The sequence below is a fragment of the Amycolatopsis sp. 505 genome (assembly GCF_031625235.1).
Classification (GTDB): Bacteria; Actinomycetota; Actinomycetes; order Mycobacteriales; family Pseudonocardiaceae; genus Amycolatopsis.
The window spans coordinates 117,505-136,847 of record NZ_JACKQP010000006.1 but is presented as its reverse complement, the minus strand read 5'-3'; the positions used below and the strand labels follow the sequence as shown (position 1 = coordinate 136,847).

The 19,343-nt window shown below is 75.0% G+C and carries 1 protein-coding gene; it reads right to left on the bottom strand.

Going from position 1 to position 19,343, the window contains the following annotated elements:
* Window positions 1-7 precede the first annotated feature (7 nt).
* Window positions 8-19,306, bottom strand: a complete 19,299-nt coding sequence (locus H5965_RS22920) for a type I polyketide synthase (protein ID WP_310972177.1) — start codon at window positions 19,304-19,306, stop codon at window positions 8-10.
* Window positions 19,307-19,343: the final 37 nt, after the last annotated feature.

Below are 19,343 nucleotides of genomic sequence, written 5' to 3'. Positions count from 1 at the left end.
GAGTGGGTCATCGGGAATCGGTACCGTCGAGGGCCAGCCGCACCAGCGCTTCGGCGTCGAGGTCGTCGACGGTGCCGGTGCCGGTCTCGCCGTCGTCGAGGCCGGCCAGCTCCAGCAGGGCGGTCATCAGCCCGGCGTCGCGGAAGCGGGCCAGCGGCACGGTGGCGAGGGCCTCCCGGATCCGGGCTTCCTCGGGATCGGCCGCGCGGTCGGGCCGCAGGACGCCGAGGAGGTGCCGGGCGAGCGCCGCCGGGGTCGGGTGGTCGAAGACGACCGTCGCGGGCAGGGGCACGCCGGCCGCCGCGGCGAGGCGGTTGCGGAACTCGACCGAGGTCAGGGAGTCGAAGCCCAGCTCGGTGAACGGACGCGCGGCGGGGACGGCGTCGGCCCCGCGGTACCCCAGCGCGGCCGCCGCCTCGGTGCGGACCAGGGTGAGCAGCGTCCGTTCGGCGTCCGGTCCGGTCAGCTGCTCGCGCAGGTCGGTTTCAGGGATCTCGGCTTCCACGACCGTCCGTGCTTCCGGCACGCCGAGCAGCAGGGCACTCGGGCGGGCGGAGGTGAAGGCGGGCACGAACCGCGTCCAGTCGACATCGGCCAGGGTCAGCGCGGTCTCGCCGCGGCCGACCGCACCGGCCATGGCCCGGACGGCGAGGGCGGGCCGCAGGGGGGTGAGGCCGCGGCGGCGGAGGTAGTCCTCGGCGTCGTGGTCGGCGGCCATGCCACCGTCGGCCCACGGACCCCAGGCGAGCGCGGTCGCGGCCAGCCCGCGGCCACGGCGGTTTTCGGCGAGCGCGTCGAGGTGGGCGTTGGCCGCGGCGTAGGCGGCTTGGCGGCCGCTGCCCCAGACGCCGGCGATCGAGGAGAACAGGACGAAGGCGTCGAGTTCGGTGTCGCCGAGGAGCGTGTCGAGGTTGTCGGCGCCGGCGACCTTGGCTTCCAGGACTTCCGCGAAGGCTGCGAGGTCCGGGTCGTCGAGGGGGGTCGCTCCCCCGGCGCCGGCGGCGTGGACGACGGCGCTCAGGTCATCGCGGAGGTCGTCGAGCAGGGCGGTGAGCGCGGCACGGTCGGCGACGTCGCAGGCGGCGATGGTGACTTCGGCGCCCAGGCCGGCGAGCTCGGTCGCGAGGTCTTTCGCGCCGGGCGCTTGGGCGCCACGGCGGCTGGTGAGGACGACCCGATCGGCGCCCGCGGTGGCGAGCCAGCGGGCGACGTGCGCGCCGAGGGCACCGGTGCCGCCGGTGACGAGCACCGTGCCGCGGGGTCGCCACGGCTGTCCGGTGGGTGCGCCGGTGACGGGGACGAGACGGCGGACGAACCGGCCGTCCGCACGGAGGGCGACTTGGTCTTCGGCGGGGTCGGCGAGGGCCTGGACCAGGAGTTCGCCGAGACGGTCGGTGACGGCTTCGGGCAGGTCGATCAAGCCGCCCCAGGCGTGGGGGCGGTCGAGGGCCGCGGTCCGGCCGAGTCCCCAGACCTGGGCCTGCACCGCGTCCGGCGCCTGGTCGCCGATGGACACCGCACCACGGGTGACCGTCCACACCGGAACGTCCGGCACCGCGCGGAGCAGCTCGAGCGTGGCCGCCACTCCGGACGGGACGACCGCGTCCGGGCCGGAGGTCAGCGCCAGCAGGGACAACACCGCGTCCGCGGTCTGGGCCGCCTCGGCGAGTTCGCCGGAGGCCGGGTTGTCGAGCCGCGTGCATGCGACGTCGTGTGCGGTGAGGGCTGCGGCGACCTCGTCCCCCAGGAGGGCTTCGCCGGCCGGGACGACCAGGAGCCAGCGGCCCGAGAGCGTCGCGGGCGTAAAGCGGGCCGGTTCCCAGGACACCCGGTAGCGCCATCCGTCCACAACGGACCGCTCGCCGCTCTGCCGCCGCCAGGACGACAACGCCGGGAGCAGCGCCGTCAGGGACGCGCGCTGGTCCTCGTCGATCGCCAGCGCTCCCGCGAGCTCGCCGACGTCCTCGCGCTCGACCGCCGACCAGAACGCCGTGTCCGCCGCGGGAGCCGCCGGCTCCAGCCAGTAGTGCTCGTGCTGGAAGGCGTACGTGGGCAGGTCCACGCGACCGGCGGGCCCGAAGACCGCGCCCAGGTCGGCCGGCGCACCGTGGGCGAACAGCGTCGACAGCGCCGTCAGCGCCGCCTCGCCGTCGGGCCGGTCGCGCCGCAGGGACGGGACCACCACGGCGTCCGGCACGCTGTCGCGCACCATCGAGCTGAGGACGCCGTCCGGGCCCAGCTCCAGGAAGACGTCGACGCCGGCGGTGTCCAAAGTGGAGATACCGTCGGCGAAGCGGACCGCTTCGCGGACGTGGCGGACCCAGTAGTCCGCCGTGAACGGCTCGGCGAGAGCACCGCTCACATTCGAGAGCACCGGTATCTCCGCCGGGTGGTACGTGATCTTGTCGGCGGCCGCGCGGAACTCGTCGAGCATCGGGTCCAGGTGCGGCGAGTGGAACGCGTGGCTGACGCTGAGCCGCTTGGTCCGGACGCCCCGGTCCGCGAACGCCGCGGCGACGGCCAGGACGTCCGGTTCGCCGCCCGAGACGACCACCGACGCCGGGCCGTTGACGGCGGCGATGGCCACCCGGTCGGTCAGCAGCGGGCGGACGTCGGACTCCGGCGCCGCGATCGACACCATCGCGCCGCCCTTCGGCAGCGCCTGCATCAGCGCCGCGCGAGCCGACACGAGCAGGCACGCGTCTTCCAGGGAGAACACCCCGGCGACGTGCGCCGCGGCCAGCTCGCCGATCGAGTGCCCGGCGACGAACGACGGCCGGACGCCCCACGACTCGAACAGCCGGTACAGCGCGACCTCGACGGCGAACAGCGCGGGCTGGGTGAACCCGGTTTCGTCCAGGCCCGGCGCGTCCCCGAACACGACGTCCCGCACCGGCACGGTGAACTCGGCGCAGATCTCGTCGAACGCCTCCGCGTACACCGGGTACCGGTCGTACAGCTCGCGGCCCATGCCGGCCCGCTGCGCCCCCTGGCCGGTGAACAGCACCGCGAGCTTGCCCGGCGACGCCGTGCCGCGAACGACTCCGGGCGCGGCCTCTCCGGCGGCCAGCGCGGCCAGCCCGGCGAGCAACTCGGCCCGGCTACGGCCGAGCACGACGGCGCGCTCGTCGAACCGGGCGCGGGTGAGCAGCGCTCCGGCGACCGCCGCCGGAGCGGCGTCGACCGCGGCCAGCCTGCGGGCCTGGGCTCGCAGTGCCGGTTCGCCCTTCGCCGACAACGCCCAGGCGACCACGGGCGGCTCCGGCGGCGCCACCGCGGCCGGAGCGGGCTCGGCGGGCAGTTCGAGGATGGCGTGCGCGTTGGTGCCGGAGATGCCGAACGCCGAGACGCCGGCGCGGCGCGGGCGATCCACCGGCGGCCACGGGCGCTGCTCGGTGAGCAGCTCGACCGCCCCCGACGCCCAGTCCACCCGGGTCGACGGCGCGTCGACGTGCAGCGTCTTCGGCAGCACGCCGTGGCGCATGGCCAGCACCATCTTGATCACCCCGGCCACGCCCGCGGCCGACTGCGTGTGCCCGAGGTTCGACTTCAGCGAACCGAGCCACAGCGGCGTGGACCGGTCCTGGCCGTAGGTCGCCAGCACCGCCTGCGCCTCGATCGGATCGCCCAGGGTGGTCCCGGTGCCGTGGGCCTCGACGACGTCCACATCGGACGGTTTCAGGCCCGCGTTCGCCAGCGCCGCGCGGATCACGCGCTGCTGCGACGGCCCGTTCGGGGCGGTCAGGCCGTTCGACGCGCCATCGGAGTTGACCGCCGAGCCGCGCAGGAGCGCCAGGACCTCGTGGCCGTTGCGCCGCGCGTCCGACAGCCGTTCGAGGACGACCATGCCGGCGCCTTCGCTCCAGCCGGTGCCGTCGGCGGCGTCCGCGAAGGCCTTGCACCGGCCGTCCGCGGACAGGCCCCGCTGGCGGCTGAACTCGACGAAGATGTCCGGCGTCCCGAGGATCGCGACGCCACCGGCCAGCGCCAGGTCGCACTCGCCCGCCCGCAGCGCCTGCCCGGCCAGGTGCAGCGCGACCAGCGACGACGAACACGCCGTGTCCACGGTGACCGCGGACCCCTCCAGCCCCAGGTGGTAGGCGACCCGCCCGGACAGGACACTGCCCGCGTTGCCGGTGAGCAGGTGCCCCTCGACGCCGTCCGCGGCCGGCGCTCCGGCCGCGTACCCGGAGTGGGCTGCGCCGATGAACACCCCGGTGTTGCTGCCGCGCAGCGTGCCCGGGTCGACGCCCGCTCGCTCGATGGCTTCCCACGAGACTTCCAGGAGCAGCCGCTGCTGCGGGTCCATGGCCAGGGCTTCGCGCGGCGAGATGCCGAAGAACGCCGCGTCGAACTGGGCGGCGCCGGGCAGGAAGCCGCCACCGGTGGCGTAGAACGTGCCCGGGTGCGCCGGGTCCGGGTGGTAGAGCTCGTCGACGGGCCAGCCGCGGTCGGCCGGGAAGCCGCCGATGGCGTCGCGGCCCTCGGCGACCAGCCGCCACAGGGCGTCGGCCGAGTCGACGTCACCCGGGAAGCGGCAGCTCATCGCGACGATGGCGATCGGATCGTCGTCCGGCACGCGGGCCGCGGGAAGCACCGGGGCCGCGGCGGGTTCGGTGCCCGCCAGCAGGAATTCGGCCAGCGCCGCGGGGTTCGGGTAGTCGAAGACGAGGGTCGCGGGCAGCGTGCGGCCGGTCGCGGTGGCGAGCCGGTTGCGCAGCTCGACCGCGGTCAGCGAGTCGAAACCGGCGTCCTTGAACGCCCTCGCCGGGTCGACCGTGTCGGGGCTCGCGTGGCCCAGCACGGCCGCGACGTGCTTGCGGACCAGGTCCAAGAGCTTCCCTCGGGCTTCTTCGGGGTCGCCCCAGCTTTCGCCGGCAACGGCGGCGCGGCGGACCGATGTGCGCACGAGGCCGCGCCACAGCGGGGCGAGGTCGTCGGCCGCGCGGAGGGCGGCGAGGTCCAGGCGCATCGGCACGGCGACCGGCCGGCCGAGCCCGATGGCGGCGTCCAGCGCGGCCAGTGCGTCCTCTGTGGACAGTGGCCGGATACCGGCGCGCCCGATGCGGTCGCGGTCGCGTTCGCCGAGCTTGCCGGTCATCGCGCTGCCGAGCGCCCACTGGCCCCAGGCGAGGGAAACCGCGGGCAGGCCTTGGGAGCGCCGCTGCACGGCGAGTGCGTCCAGGGCGCTGTTCGCGGCGGCGTACCCGCTTTGGCCGGCCGCGCCGACGAGGCCGGCGACCGAGGAGAACAGGACGAACCAGGCCAGGTCGTGGTCCCGGGTCAGCCTGCCGAGCGCCGACGCGCCGTCCACTTTGGCGCGAAGCACCGAGGCCACCCGGGCCGGTGTCTGCGCTTCGAGCACGCCGTCGTCGAGGATCCCGGCGGCGTGCACCACCCCGATCAGCGGCGCCTCGGCGGGGATCCCCCGCAGCACGTCCGCCACGAAGCCGGGCTCGGCCACGTCGCCGGCGACCACGATCGCCTCGGCGCCGAGCGCGGTCAGTTCTTCGCACAGCCCGGCGGCGCCGGACGCGTCCGGTCCCCGCCGGCTCACCAGCACCAGCCGCCGGACGCCCGGGCGGCGGGCGAGGTGCCGGGCCACGGCGGCGCCGAGCGTGCCGGTGCCGCCGGTGACGAGCACCGTGCCGGCCGGTTCCGGGCGCGGCAGCGTGAGCACGTTCTTGCCGACGTGCTTGGCCTGGCTGACGAACCGGAAGGCGTCGGCCGCCCGGCCCAGCTCCCAGGCCCGCAGCGGCAACGGCGTCAGCTCACCGCGGCCGAAGGCGGCCAGGAGGTCGGCGAGGATGGCCGCGATCCGGTCCGGGCCGGGGTCGCCGAGGTCGAACGTGTGGTGACCGTCGCGGACGTCCGTCTTGCCCAGTTCGACGAACTGGCCACCGGGGGCGAGCAGCTCGCGGGAGGCGTCGATGAACGGGCCGGTCAGGGAGTTCAGGACGACGTCGACGTTCGGGAACCGGTCGCGGAACTCCAGGGTGCGGGAGCCGGCCAGGTGGGTGTCGTCGAGGCCGAGTTCGCGCAGTACGGCGTGCTTGCTCTCGCTCGCCGTCGCGAAGACTTCGGCGCCCTTCCAGCGGGCGAGCTGCACGGCGGCCATGCCGACGCCGCCCGCGGCCGCGTGGATGAGCACCGACTGGCCCGATTTCAGTCCGCCGAGGTCGAAGAGGCCGTAGTAGGCGGTGACGAAGGCGACCGGGACGGTGGCCGCCTCGGGGAACGTCCACCCGGCGGGGATCGGCGCCAGCCCGCGGGCGTCGGCGACGGCGCGCGGGGCGAAGGCGTCGTCGACCAGGCCGAACACGCGATCGCCGGGCGTGAGGTGGGTGACTCCGGCGCCCACTTCGACGACCACGCCCGCCGCTTCGGAGCCGAGGCGGGCTTCGGGGTCGGGGTACATGCCGAGGGAGATGAGGACGTCGCGGAAGTTCAGGCCGGCCGCGCGGACCTCGATGCGGACGTCGTTTTCGCCCAGAGGGGCTTCGGGAGCTTGGACCACGGCCAGGCCGTCGGTGGTGCCGGTGCCGGTGGTGGTCAGCCGCCAGTGGTCGCCGACGGGGGTCAGCGGCATACCGGTCGCGCGGACCAGCCGGGGCGCTTTCGCGGTGCCTTCCCGCAGGACCAGCTGAGGCTCACCATAGGTGTCCACTGTGGACAGGAGGGCATGGGAGCGCGGGTCGTCGTCGACGTCGACGAGGAGGAATCGGCCGGGGTGTTCGGACTGCGCGGACCGGACCAGGCCCCCGGCTGCCGCGGCCGCGAGGTCGCCGTCGGCCGCGCCCCGGGTGACGACGACGAGCCGGCCCGGCCGGTTTTCGGCGAGCCAGGCCTGGAGGGTTTCCAGGACGTGGGCGGTGGTCTCGCGGACGTCGCCGCCGGTGACCGGAGCGAAGGCGAGGTCCTCGCGCGGTGCGGCGGGATCGGCGGTGACCTCGGTCCAGGTTTGCTCGAAGAGCGTGTCCGGGACGGTCGCCGCCGCGGGGGCGACCGGGCGCAGGAGCAGCTCGCCGACCGTGACGACGGGTGCGCCGGTGGCGTCCCAGGCGCTGAGGGTGACGGCGTTCTCCCCCGCCGGAGCCAGCCGGACGCGCAGCTCGGTGGCGCCGGTGGCGTGGACCGCGGCCCGGGTGAAGGAGAAGGGGACGCGGGGGGTGCCGTCGTCGGGGGTGACGACGCCGAGGCCGAGCGGGTGCAGGGCGGCGTCGACCAGGGCGGGGTGGAGGGCGAAGCCGGTGGGCTCGAAGGGTTCCGGGAGCGCGACTTCGGCGAAGAGTTCGGTGCCGGTGCGCCAGACGCGGGTCAGGCCGTTGAAGGCTTCGCCGTAGTCGAAGCCCATCGCGGCGAGTCGCGGGTAGAGCGGGTCGAGGTCGACCGGCTCGGCGCCGGCGGGCGGCCACTGCGGGTGGCGCGCGCCGGCCTCGCCCGCGGCGCCCGGGGCCTGAGGCACGCCCGGCGGCGACCCGGCCGCTCCTTCCCGGGTGGCCGCGCGGCTGACGCTGCCGGTCGCGTGGCGGGTCCAGCCGGCGTCCGAAGCGGCCGGGCGGGAGGACACCGTGATCGGGCGGCGGCCGGCCGGGTCTTCCTGACCGGCCGTGACCTGGACCGTCACCGCACCCTGGGCGGGCAGCACCAGGGGCGCCGCGAAGGTCAGCTCGTCCACCACGTCGCAACCCACCTGGTCGCCCGCCTGGATCGCCAGTTCGAGGAGCGCCGTACCGGGCAGCAGGACCGTCCCGGACAACGCGTGCCCGGCCAGCCATGGGTGCGTCTCCAGGGACAGCCGTCCACTGAGGACCGTCCCCTCGTCGCCCGCCAGCTCGACCGCGGCGGCGAGGAGCGGGTGCTCGAGCGATCCCACGCCCGCCGCGCCGAGGTCGCCTCGGACGGCGCCCGGCCGGGGCCAGTAGCGTTCGCGCTGGAACGGGTACGTCGGGAGGTCGACGCGGCGGCCGCCCGGGAAGAACGCGGCCCAGTCGACGTCGACACCGTGGACGTGAGCAGTGCTCACCGCCGAGAGCAGTGCTCTCTCTTCGGAGCGGTTGCGCCGGAGCGCCGGGACGGCGGTGCCGTCGATCAGGGCACTGAGCACCCCGTCGGGGCCCAGTTCGAGGAAGACGCCGACGCCGGCGGCCTGCAGGGTCGCGACGCCGTCGGCGAAGCGGACCGCCTCCCGGGCGTGGCGTACCCAGTACTCCGCGGAGAACGCCGAAGCGAGAGCACCGCTCACATTCGAGAGCACCGGTATTTCCGCGGGGTGGTACGTCAGGGTTTCGGCGACCGCGCGGAACGCGGACAGCATCGGGTCCATCAGCGGCGAGTGGAACGCGTGGCTCACGGCGAGCCGCCGCGTCTTGACGCCGTCCGCGGCGAACCCCGCGGCGATGTCGAGCACCACGGCGGCCACCCCGGAGATCACCACCGACGAGGGACCGTTCACCGCCGCGATGGCGACTCCGTCGCAACCGTCCACCGCGGACAGGACATCGGCTTCGGACGCCGCGATCGCCACCATCGCGCCACCGGCGGGCAGGGCCTGCATCAGGGACGCGCGGGCCGCGACCAGGCGGCAGGCGTCCTCGAGCGAGAGCACCCCGGCGACGTGGGCGGCCGAGATCTCGCCGATCGAGTGGCCGGCCACGAAATCCGGCCGCACGCCCCAGGAAGAAACCAGCCGGAACAACGCGACCTCGATCGCGAACAGCGCGGGCTGGGTGTGTTCCGTCCGGTCGAGGAGGTCCTGGTCGTCGAAGGCCGCACGCAGCTCCGGACCGAAGTGCGCGAGCACCGCGTCGAACGCCGACGCGAAGACCGGGAACCGCTCGGACAACTCGCGGCCCATCCCGGCCCGCTGGGCACCCTGGCCGGTGAACAGGACGGCCAGCAACGCGTCCGGATCGGCCTTGCCGGTGATGACGTCGTCGCCGAGCAGCACCGCGCGGTGGTCGAGCCGCCCCCGGGTGGTGGCCAGCGAATACCCGATGTCCACCGGGTTCGCGTCCAGCGAGCGGACCTGCGCGGTCAACGCGGCGAGGGCCTCCGGATCACGGGCGGACAGCGCCCACGGCAACAACGCCGGGGTCGGCGCAGGAGAAGGCTCCGGTGCGGCGGCCGGGGCCTGCTCCAGGATGGCGTGCACGTTGGTGCCGCTGACGCCGAACGCCGAGACGCCGGCCCGGCGCGGGCGATCGACCGGAGGCCAGTCGCGTGCCTCGGTGAGCAGCGAGACCGCCCCCGCCGTCCAGTCCACTTGGGACGAGGGGGCGTCGACGTGCAGGGTGCGCGGCAGGAGCCCGTGCCGCAGGGCGAGGACCGTCTTGATCACACCGGCCATCCCGGCCGCGGCCTGCGTGTGGCCCAGGTTCGACTTCACCGAGCCGAGCCACAGCGGCGTGGCACGGTCCTGGCCGTAGGTGGCCAGCAGGGCCTGCGCCTCGATCGGGTCGCCCAGCCGGGTCCCGGTGCCGTGCGCCTCGACGGCGTCGACGTCCGAAGTGGACAGACCGGCGTTGGCCAGCGCGGCCCGGATGACCCGCTGCTGGGAGGGGCCGTTCGGCGCGCTCAGGCCGTTCGACGCACCGTCCTGGTTGACCGCCGAACCGCGGACCACGGCGAGCACCGGGTGGCCGTTGCGCTGCGCGTCCGACAGCCGTTCCAGCAGGATCAGGCCGACGCCTTCGCCCCAGCCGGTGCCGTCGGCCGCGTCGGCGAACGCCTTGACCCGGCCGTCCGCGGCCAGGCCGCGCTGGCGGGCGAACTCCAGGAACGCCATCGGCTTGGCCATGATCGCCACCCCGCCGGCCAACGCCAGGGTGCACTCCCCCTGCCGCAGCGACTGCGCGGCCAGGTGCATCGCGACCAGTGCCGACGAGCACGCCGTGTCGACGGTGACCGCCGGCCCCTCCAGCCCGAAGGTGTAGGAGAGCCGCCCGGACATCACGCTGGGTGCCTCGCCGGTGAGCAGGTAGCCCTCCGAGCCGGACTCGAGGTCGGCGCCGTAGCCCGAGGTGCTGGCCCCGACGAAGACGCCGGTCCGGCTGCCGCGCAGGCCGGCCGGGTCGAGCCCGGCGCGTTCGAAGACCTCCCACGACGTCTCCAGCAGCACCCGCTGCTGCGGGTCCATCGCCAGGGCTTCGCGCGGCGAGATGCCGAAGAAGCCCGCGTCGAAGTCCGCCGCGCCGGCCACGAACCCGCCGACACCGGCGAGGTCGGCGTCACCGAACGAAGCCAGGTCCCAGCCGCGGTCGAGGGGGAACTCCGTCAGTGCGTCGACGCCGTCGGCGACCAGCCGCCAGAGGTCTTCCGGCGAGCGCACACCGCCGGGGAACCGGCAGCCCATCGCGACGACGGCGATCGGTTCGTCGACGGCCGCGGCCGAGGTCACCTCCGTGGTTTCGGTGCGGCCCAGCAGCAGCCGGTGCAGTTCGCCGGCGAGCGCGGCCGGGTTCGGGTGGTCGAACACCAGTGTCGCGGGCAGGGTCAGGCCGGTGGCCGCGTTGATCCGGTTGCGGACCTCGACCGCGGTCAGCGAGTCGAAACCCAGTTCGCGGAACGCGCGTCCGGCCGGGACCGCCGCCGGGGAGTCGTGGCCGAGGACCGAGGCGGCCTGGCCGCGCACGAGGTCCAGCAGCAGCCGCCGGGCTTCGGGTTCGCCCAGTCCGGCGATCCGGTGGGCCAGGGCCGGCCGCGTCGCCTCCGGCTCTTCGGCCGGCAGCGCCTGGACCTCGGGGATGTCCTCGATCAGCGGACGCCGCCGCGAAAGCGTGAAGCCGGGCGCGAACCGGGCCCAGTCGACGTCGGCGACGGCCAGGAAGACCTCCTCCGCGTCGAGGGCCTGGCAGAGCGCCTCGACCGCCGCTTCCGGCGCCATCTCGCGGAGACCGCGGCGGCGCAGCTGGTCCTCCAGCTCGACGTCACCCGCCATGCCGCCACCGCCCCAGAAGCCCCAGGCGACCGAGGTCGCGGCGGCCCCACGGGCGCGACGCTGCTCGGCGAGGGCGTCGAGGTAGGCGTTGCCCGCGCCGTAGGCACCCTGGCCGCCACTGCCCCACACCCCGGCGTTCGAGGAGAAGAGGACGAAGGCGTCGAGGTCGTCGCCGAGCAATTCGTCGAGGTGGCGGGCGCCGGCGACCTTGCCTTCGGTCACGGCGGCGAACTCGGCCGCGGTGGTGTCGATCACCGGGGTGGCCTGCGGGAGCCCGGCGGCGTGGAAGACCGCCCGAACCGGTTCGTCCAGGCCCGCCAGCAGCGCGGCGAGGGCGTCGCGATCGGCGACGTCGCAGGCGGCGATCGTCACCCGCGTGCCCAACGCGGAAAGCTCGGCTTCGAGGTCGGCCGCGCCGGGAGCGTCCGGGCCGCGGCGGCTGGTCAGCACGAGGTGCTCGGCACCGTCGGCGGCGAGGCGGCGGGCGACGTGGCCGCCCAGCGCGCCGGTGCCGCCGGTGATCAGGACCGTGCCACGCGGCTTCCACCGCTGCGCCGGCGGGGTGACGGGCGCGCGGACCAGGCGGCGGGCCAGCAGCCCGGACGGCCGGATCGCGAGCTGGTCCTCGGCGTCCACTCCGGACAGTGCGGCGGCGAGCAACGCCGCGGTCGCAGCGTCCGGCTCGGCGGGCAGATCGAGCAGGCCGCCCCAGATGCCGGGGAGTTCCAGGCCGATCACCCGGCCCAGGCCCCACGTCATCGCCTGGGCGGGCGAGATCCCGTCGCCGGTGACGCCGCCGCGGGTCAGCAGCCACAACGGCGTTCCGGTCCCGGCCATGGCCTGGGCCAGCGCGAGGTTCGCGGTGGCGCCACCGGTTTCGTCGAGGGCGAGCAGTGAGACGACCCCCGCGTACCCTTCGGCGCTGGTGAAATCGGAAGTCACGACCGGCTCGGCGCCGTGGGCGGCGAGGGCGGCCGGGACACCGGCGTCGGCGCCGCCCGGGACGACGACCAGCCAGCGCCCGGACAGCTCGGGCGCGGATGGCGTGGCGACGGGCTTCCACTCGATGCGGTAGCGCCACGAGTCCACTTCGGACGCGGTGCGAGCCCGGTCGCGCCACCGGGTCAGCGCGGGCAGGACCTCGGCCAGGGTGCTGCCGGGTGCGATGTCGAGGGTGCCCGCGACGGCGTCGAGGTCGAGACCGTCGACGGCGGCCCAGAACGCGGCGTCCACCGGGTCGGCGGCCGCGGTGCCCGCGTCGAGCCAGTAGCGGCGGCGCTGGAACGCGTAGGTCGGCAGCTCGACGCGGTGCGCGCCGGGGAACGCGGGCGTCCAGTCCACCGCGACCCCGCGCACGTGCGCCTCGCCGAGCGACCGGAGGAACCGCTCGTACCCGCCGTCGTCGCGGCGCAGCGACCCGAGCGCCTCGACGCCGTCGGTCTCGCCGATCGCCGTGGTCAGCACGGGGTGCGGGGAGGCTTCGACGAACGTGGCGAACCCCTCCGCGGCGAGCGTGCGCACCGCGACGTCGAGCCGGACGGTCTCGCGGAGGTTCGTGTACCAGTATCCGGCGTCCAGCTCGGCGCCGTCGAGCCGGCCGCCGGTGACGGTCGAGAAGAACGGGATGCCGCCGGTCCGCGGCCGGATCGGGGCGAGGACGTCCAGGAGTTCGGCGCGGAGCTGTTCGACCTGCGCCGAGTGGGACGCGTAGTCGACGGGGATCCGCTTGGCGCGCACGCCGTCCGCCTCGCACGCGGCGATCAGCGCGTCCAACGCGCCGGGTTCGCCGGAGACGACGAGGGCGGCCGGGCCGTTCACCGCGGCGATCGACAGCCCGTCGGTCAGCCGCGCCTCGACCGCTTCCCGCGGTGCCGCGACGGAGACCATGCCGCCACCGCCGGCCAACGCCAGGATGGCCTTACTGCGCAGGGCAACCACCCGAGCGCCGTCCTCAAGGGACAGCGCTCCCGAAACCACGGCGGCGGCGATCTCGCCCTGCGAGTGACCCACCACCGCTTCCGGCACGACGCCGAACGAGCGCCACAGTTCCGCCAGCGACACCATCACGGCCCACAACGCGGGCTGGACGACGTCGACGCGGGCCAGCGCCTCGGCGTCGGCCAGGACGTCACGCACCGACCAGTCCACAAAGGACGACAAAGCGACAGCGCACTCGTCGAGCCGCGCCGCGAACGCCGGCGACGACTCCGCCAGCTCCACGGCCATGCCCGCCCACTGCGCCCCCTGGCCGGGGAACACCAGCGCGGTCCGGCCCGGAACCGCCGTCCCGGTGACCACATTGGCCGCCGGAAGCCCGTCGGCGAGCGCGGAAAGCCCGCTGAGCAACGTCGTCCGATCACCGGTGACGACCGCGCGGTGCGGGAAGCCGGTGCGCGAAGCCGCCAGGGAGAATGCGACGTCGGCGATGCTGCCCCCGACATCCCGGAGGGCGACGGCCTGCGCCTGCAAGGCCTCGGCCGTCTTCGCGGACAGCACCCACGGCACCACGGCAGGCTCGGGCGTGGGCGCGAGACCGGCGTCTCCCTGTTCCAGGATGACGTGGGCGTTCGTGCCGGAGATGCCGAACGACGAGACCGCCGCCCGGCGCGGCTGCGATCGTTCCCACGGACGCGGCGAATCGAGCAGCCGTACCGAGCCGCTTTCCCAGTCCACATGGGACGTCGGCGTCTCGGCGTGCAGCGTTCGTGGCAGCACGCCGTGCCGGAGCGCCTGCACGGTCTTGATGACCCCGGCGACGCCCGCCGCCGCCTGGGTGTGGCCGATGTTCGACTTGAGGGAGCCCAGCCACAGCGGTGCCGACCGGTCCTGGCCGTAGGTGGCCAGGAGGGCTTGCGCTTCGATCGGGTCACCCAGTGCCGTGCCGGTGCCGTGGGCTTCGACCAGGTCGACGTCCGTTGTGGACAGTCCGGCGTCGGCGAGGGCCGCCCGGATGACGCGCTGCTGGGCCGGGCCGCTGGGGGCGCTGAGGCCGTTGGAGGCCCCGTCCTGGTTCAGGGCGCTGCCGCGCAGCACGGCGAGCACCGGATGGCCGAGGCGCCGCGCGTCGGACAGCCGCTCGACCAGCACCAGACCGGCACCTTCGGCCATGCCCATGCCGTCGGCTCCGGCGCCGAACGCCTTGCAGCGCCCGTCGGCGGCCAGGCCACGCTGGCGGCTGAAGGCGGTGAGCGACGACGGCGTCAGCATCACCGCGACCCCGCCCGCGAGGGCCAGGGAACACTCGCCGCGGCGCAAGGCCTGCGCGGCCAGGTGCAACGCCACCAGCGACGACGAGCAGGCCGCGTCGATGGTCAGCGCCGGTCCCTCCAGCCCGAGCGTGTAGGCGACCCGGCCGGACAGCACGCTGGACACGCTGCCGGTGAGCAGGTGCCCTTCGAGGCCGTCGGGGATCTCCCGCATCCGGGCGTGGTAGTCCTGGTAGTTGGCGCCGACGAAGACGCCCGCGGGCTCACCCCGCAGCGTGGCCGGGTCGATGCCGGCGTGCTCGATGGTCTCCCACGCGATCTCCAGCAGCAGCCGCTGCTGCGGGTCCATGGCGAGGGCCTCGCGCGGGGAAATCCCGAAGAAGCCGGCGTCGAAGTCGGCGACGTCGTGCAGGAAGCCGCCCTCGCGGACGGTCGACGTGCCTTGTTCGTCCGCGCCGCCGAACAGTTTCGCCAGGTCCCAGCCGCGGTCGGTGGGGAATCCGGAGATGGCGTCACGGCCTTGGGCGACGAGGGTCCACAGGTCGTCCGCCGATCGGACGCCGCCGGGATAGCGGCAGCCCATGCCGATGATGGCGATCGGGTCGTCGGCGGCCGCGGCCCGGGTGACGGCGACCGGCTCGGCGCGCGTGCCGAGCGCCAGGTCCCGCAGGTGCGCGGCCAGCCGGAGCGGCGTCGGGTGGTCGAAGACGAGCGTCGCGGGCAGCCGCAGGCCGGTCGCGGCGGCGATCCGGTTGCGGACGTCGAGCGCGGTCAGGGAGTCGAAGCCGATTTCGGTGAACGGCCGGTCCGGCTCGACGGCGTCGCCGCTCGCGTGCCCGAGCACCGCGGCGGCCTGCGCGCGGACCAGGTCCAGGAGCACCCGGTCGACGTCGCCACCGGACAGCCCGGCGAGCTGCTGCGCCAACGGCGTGAACTCCGGCGCCGGAGCGTCCGGCACTTGGCGCACCTGGGGCAGGTCGTCGAACAGCGGGCGGGCGCGGCCGGCCGTGAAGACCGGCAGGAACCGGGCCCAGTCGACGTCGGCGAGCACGGTGAACGTCTCGTCGTGGCCGAGGGTTTCGTGCAGCGCGGTGATCGCCGTGGCCGGGTCCATCAGCGGCAGGCCGCGGCGGGCCAGCTGGCCGGAGTCGACGCCCTCGGACATCCCGCCCCGGCCTTCGATGTCCGTCGGCGCCCAGACGCCCCAGGCGATCGACGTCGCGGTCGCGCCGCGGGCCCGGCGCTGCTCGGCGAGGGTGTCGAGGAAGGTGTTGGCGGCGGAGTAGGCCGCGTGGTCGCCGCTGCCCCAGACGCCGGCGATCGAGGAGAACAGCACGAACCGGTCGAGGTCGTCGCCGAGCAGGGCGTCGAGGTGCCGGGCCCCGGCGACCTTCGCCCGGACGACCTCGGCGAACCCCGGCAGGGTCGTCTCGGTCACCGGCAGCAGCTCGACCGTGCCCGCGGCGTGGAACACCGAACGGACCGGCTCGTCGAGGCCGGTCAGCAGCGCGGCGAGGGCATCGCGGTCGGCGACGTCGCAGCGGGCCAAGGTGACGCGGGTGCCGAGCGCCTCCAGTTCGGCGGCGAGCTCGCGGGCGCCGGGCGCGTCCGGGCCGCGGCGGCCGGTCAGGACCAGGTGCGAGGCACCTTCCGCGGCGAGCCAGCGGGCGACGTGCGTGCCGAGCGCGCCGGTGCCGCCGGTGACCAGTACCGTGCCCTCGGGCCGCCACGAACGCGGCCGGTCGCTTCGGCCGGCGGGGCGCAGGCGCCGGACGCGGAGGCCGCCCGGACGGACGGCGAGCTGGTCTTCGTCACCGCGCGCGGCGAGGATCCGGCCCAGCCGGTCGAGTTCGGCCGCGCCGGGCTCCGGGGTGAGGTCGACCAGGCCGCCCCAGCGGTCGGCGTGTTCCAGCGCCAGGACGCGGCCGAGGCCCCAGAGCAGCGACTGTTCGAGGCCCGGCAGCTCGTCGGCGGGCCCGGTCCGGACCGCACCGCGGGTCAGCACCCACAGCGGCGCGGTGACCCCGGCGTCGCCCAGCGCCTGGGCCAGGACGAGGGTCAGGATCAGCCCGGCCGGGCTTTCCGGGAATTCGGGGTGCGGGCGCTCGTCGGCGGCGAGCAGCGACAGCACGCCGTCGTACGGCCCGGTGAGCCGCTCGGCCAGCGCGGCGCGGTCGTCGGCCGAGCTCAGGACGAGGGTCTCGACGTCGGCCGTGCGGGCCAGGGTGTCCACGACGTCCTGGCCACCGGTGTCGTCGGCGCGGACGACCAGCCAGCGCCCGGACGGTGTCGCGGCGGGCAGGTCCGCGGCCGGCCAGGTGATCCCGTACCGCCAGGAGTCCACAGTGGATTCGGTGACCCGGCGGCGGCGCCACGCGGCCAGTGCCGGGAGGACCTCGTCCAGGGGCGCGTCGGCGGCGACGCCGAGGGTGCCCGCGAGGTCGTCGCGGTCCACCAGGTCCCAGAACCCCGCGTCGGCGGGCGCCTCGCGTTCGGTGCGCAGCCAGAAGCTTTCCCGCTGGAAGGGGTAGGTGGGCAGGTCCACGCGGTGCGCACCGGGGAACGCCGGGGTCCAGTCGACCGGGACGCCCGCGCAGTGCGCCTCGCCCAGGGCCCGCTGGAACCGGGCGAGGCCGCCGTCGCCGCGGCGCAGGGTGCCCAGGGCGGTCGCCGTCTCGCCGATGGCCATCGTCAGCACCGGGTGCGGCGAGGCTTCGATGAACGTGCCGAAGCCGCGTTCGGCCAGCGTCCGGACGGCGTCGTCGAGCAGCACGGTGCTGCGGAGGTTGGTGTACCAGTACTCCGCGTCCAGCTCGGCGCCGTCGGCCCAGTCGCCGGTGACGGTGGAGAAGAAGCCCGTCTCGGCGGTGCGCGGGGTGATCGGGGCGAGCACGCTCAGGAGTTCGTCGCGGATCTCCTCGACCTGCGCGGAGTGCGACGCGTAGTCCACCGGGATCCGCTTGGCGCGGATGCCGTCGGCCTCGCACGCCTTGATGAGCTCGGCGAGAGCATCCGGCTCGCCGGAGACCACCACCGCGGCCGGACCGTTCACCGCCGCGATGGAGAGGCCGTCGGTCAGCCGCGCCTCGACGGCGTCGAGGGAGGCGGCCACCGAGACCATGCCACCGCGTCCGGCCAAGGCGAGAATCACCTTGCTGCGCAGCGCCACCACGCGAGCACCGTCCTCAAGGGACAGTGCCCCCGCGACGACGGCCGCCGCGATCTCGCCCTGCGAGTGCCCCACCACCGAGTCGGGCACGACACCGTAGGAGCGCCACAGCTCGGCCAGCGACACCATCACGGCGAACAGCGCGGGCTGCACAACGTCGACCCGGGTCAGCGCGTCGGCGTCGGCCAGGACCTCCCGGAGAGACCAGTCCGCAAAGGAGCCGAGGGCAGCCGCGCACTCGTCCAGACGGGCCGCGAACACCGGTGAGGACGAAGCCAGCTCCAGGGCCATCCCGGCCCACTGCGAGCCCTGGCCAGGGAACACCAGCGCGACCTTGGAGGGCTTCCCGGCCACCCCGGACACCACCGCGTCGTCCGGCGTGCCCGCGGCGACGGCGGCGAGCCCGCGCAGCAGCTCGGCCCGGTCCTGGCCGACCACGACGGCCCGGTGCTCGAACCGGGCCCGCGTCACGGCGAGCGAGTACCCCACCTCGGACAGCCCCGAGTCCACGTCGGACAGAAGATTCGCCTGCGCACGCAGGGCTTCCGCCGTGCGACCCGAAAGAACCCACGGGACGACCGCGGGCACCGGAGCGGGCGCGACGGGCTCGGAAGGCGGGGCGGCTTCGAGGATGGCGTGCGCGTTGGTGCCGCTGATGCCGAACGACGACACGGCCGCCCGCCGCGGGTGCTCGCGGGCCGGCCACTCGACGCCGGTGTCCAGCAGCCGCAGCGTGCCCGCCGACCAGTCCACTTCGGACGTCGGGCGCCCGGCGTGCTTCGACGCCGGCAGCGTCGCGTGCTGCAGCGCCAGCACCGCCTTCATCACCCCGGCGACCCCGGCCGCGGCCTGGGTGTGCCCGATGTTGGACTTCACCGACCCCAGCCAAAGCGGTTGTTCCGGCGACCGGCCGCGACCGTAGGTCTCCAGCAGTGCCTGGGCTTCGATCGGGTCGCCGAGCGGGGTGCCGGTGCCGTGCGCCTCCATCAGGTCGACCTGGCTCGCCGCCACCCGGGCGTTGGCGAGCGCGTCGAGGATGACCCGCTCCTGCGACGGCCCGTTCGGGGCGCTGAGGCCGTTCGACGCACCGTCGGAGTTGACCGCCGAGCCGCGGACCACCGCGAGCACCGGGTGCCCGTAACGCTGAGCGTCCGACAGCCGTTCCAGCACCAGCATCCCGGCGCCCTCGGCGGCCCCGAAGCCGTCGGCGTCGGCGGAGAACGGCTTGCACCGGCCGTCCGGCGACAGCGCCCGCTGCCGGCTGAGCTCGATCAGGATGCCCGGCGTCGCCATCACCGTCACCCCGCCGGCCAGCGCCAGCGAGCACTCGTCGCGGCGCAGCGCCTGCACCGCCCAGTGCAGCGCGACCAGCGACGACGAGCACGCGGTGTCGACGGTGACCGCGGGCCCTTCCAGGCCGAGGACGTAGGCGATCCGGCCGGAGGCGACACTGGTGATCGTGCCGGTGAGCAGGTGCCCCTCGACCGATTCGGGCACCTTGTGCGAGCTCGGCGCGTAGTTCTGCTGCATCGCCCCGACGAAGACGCCGGTACGGCTGGACTTCAGCGTCCGCGGGTCGATACCGCCGCGTTCGAGGGCCTCCCACGACGTCTCCAGCAGGAGCCGCTGCTGCGGGTCCATGGCCAGGGCCTCACGCGGCGAGATGCCGAAGAACCCGGCGTCGAACCGGTCGGCGTCGTGCAGGAACGCGCCGCCGCGCATGGAGAACGTGCCGGGCCGCGACGGGTCCGGGTCGTAGAGCGACGCCCAGTCCCGGTTGGCGGGCAGGTCCCCGATGACGTCCTCACCCGCGGACACCAGGCGCCACAACGCTTCCGGCGTCTCGATCCCGCCCGGGAAGCGGCAGCCCATGCCGACGATCGCGATCGGCTCGGTCTCCCGCGCCTCGAAGTCCCGCAACCGCTGCTTGGCCTGGCGCAGGTCCGCCGTGGCCAGCTTCAGGTAGTCGCGGAGCTTGTCCTCGTTCGCCATGTGCCGTCAACTCTCTGCGTTGTCCGCCTGACCCGCC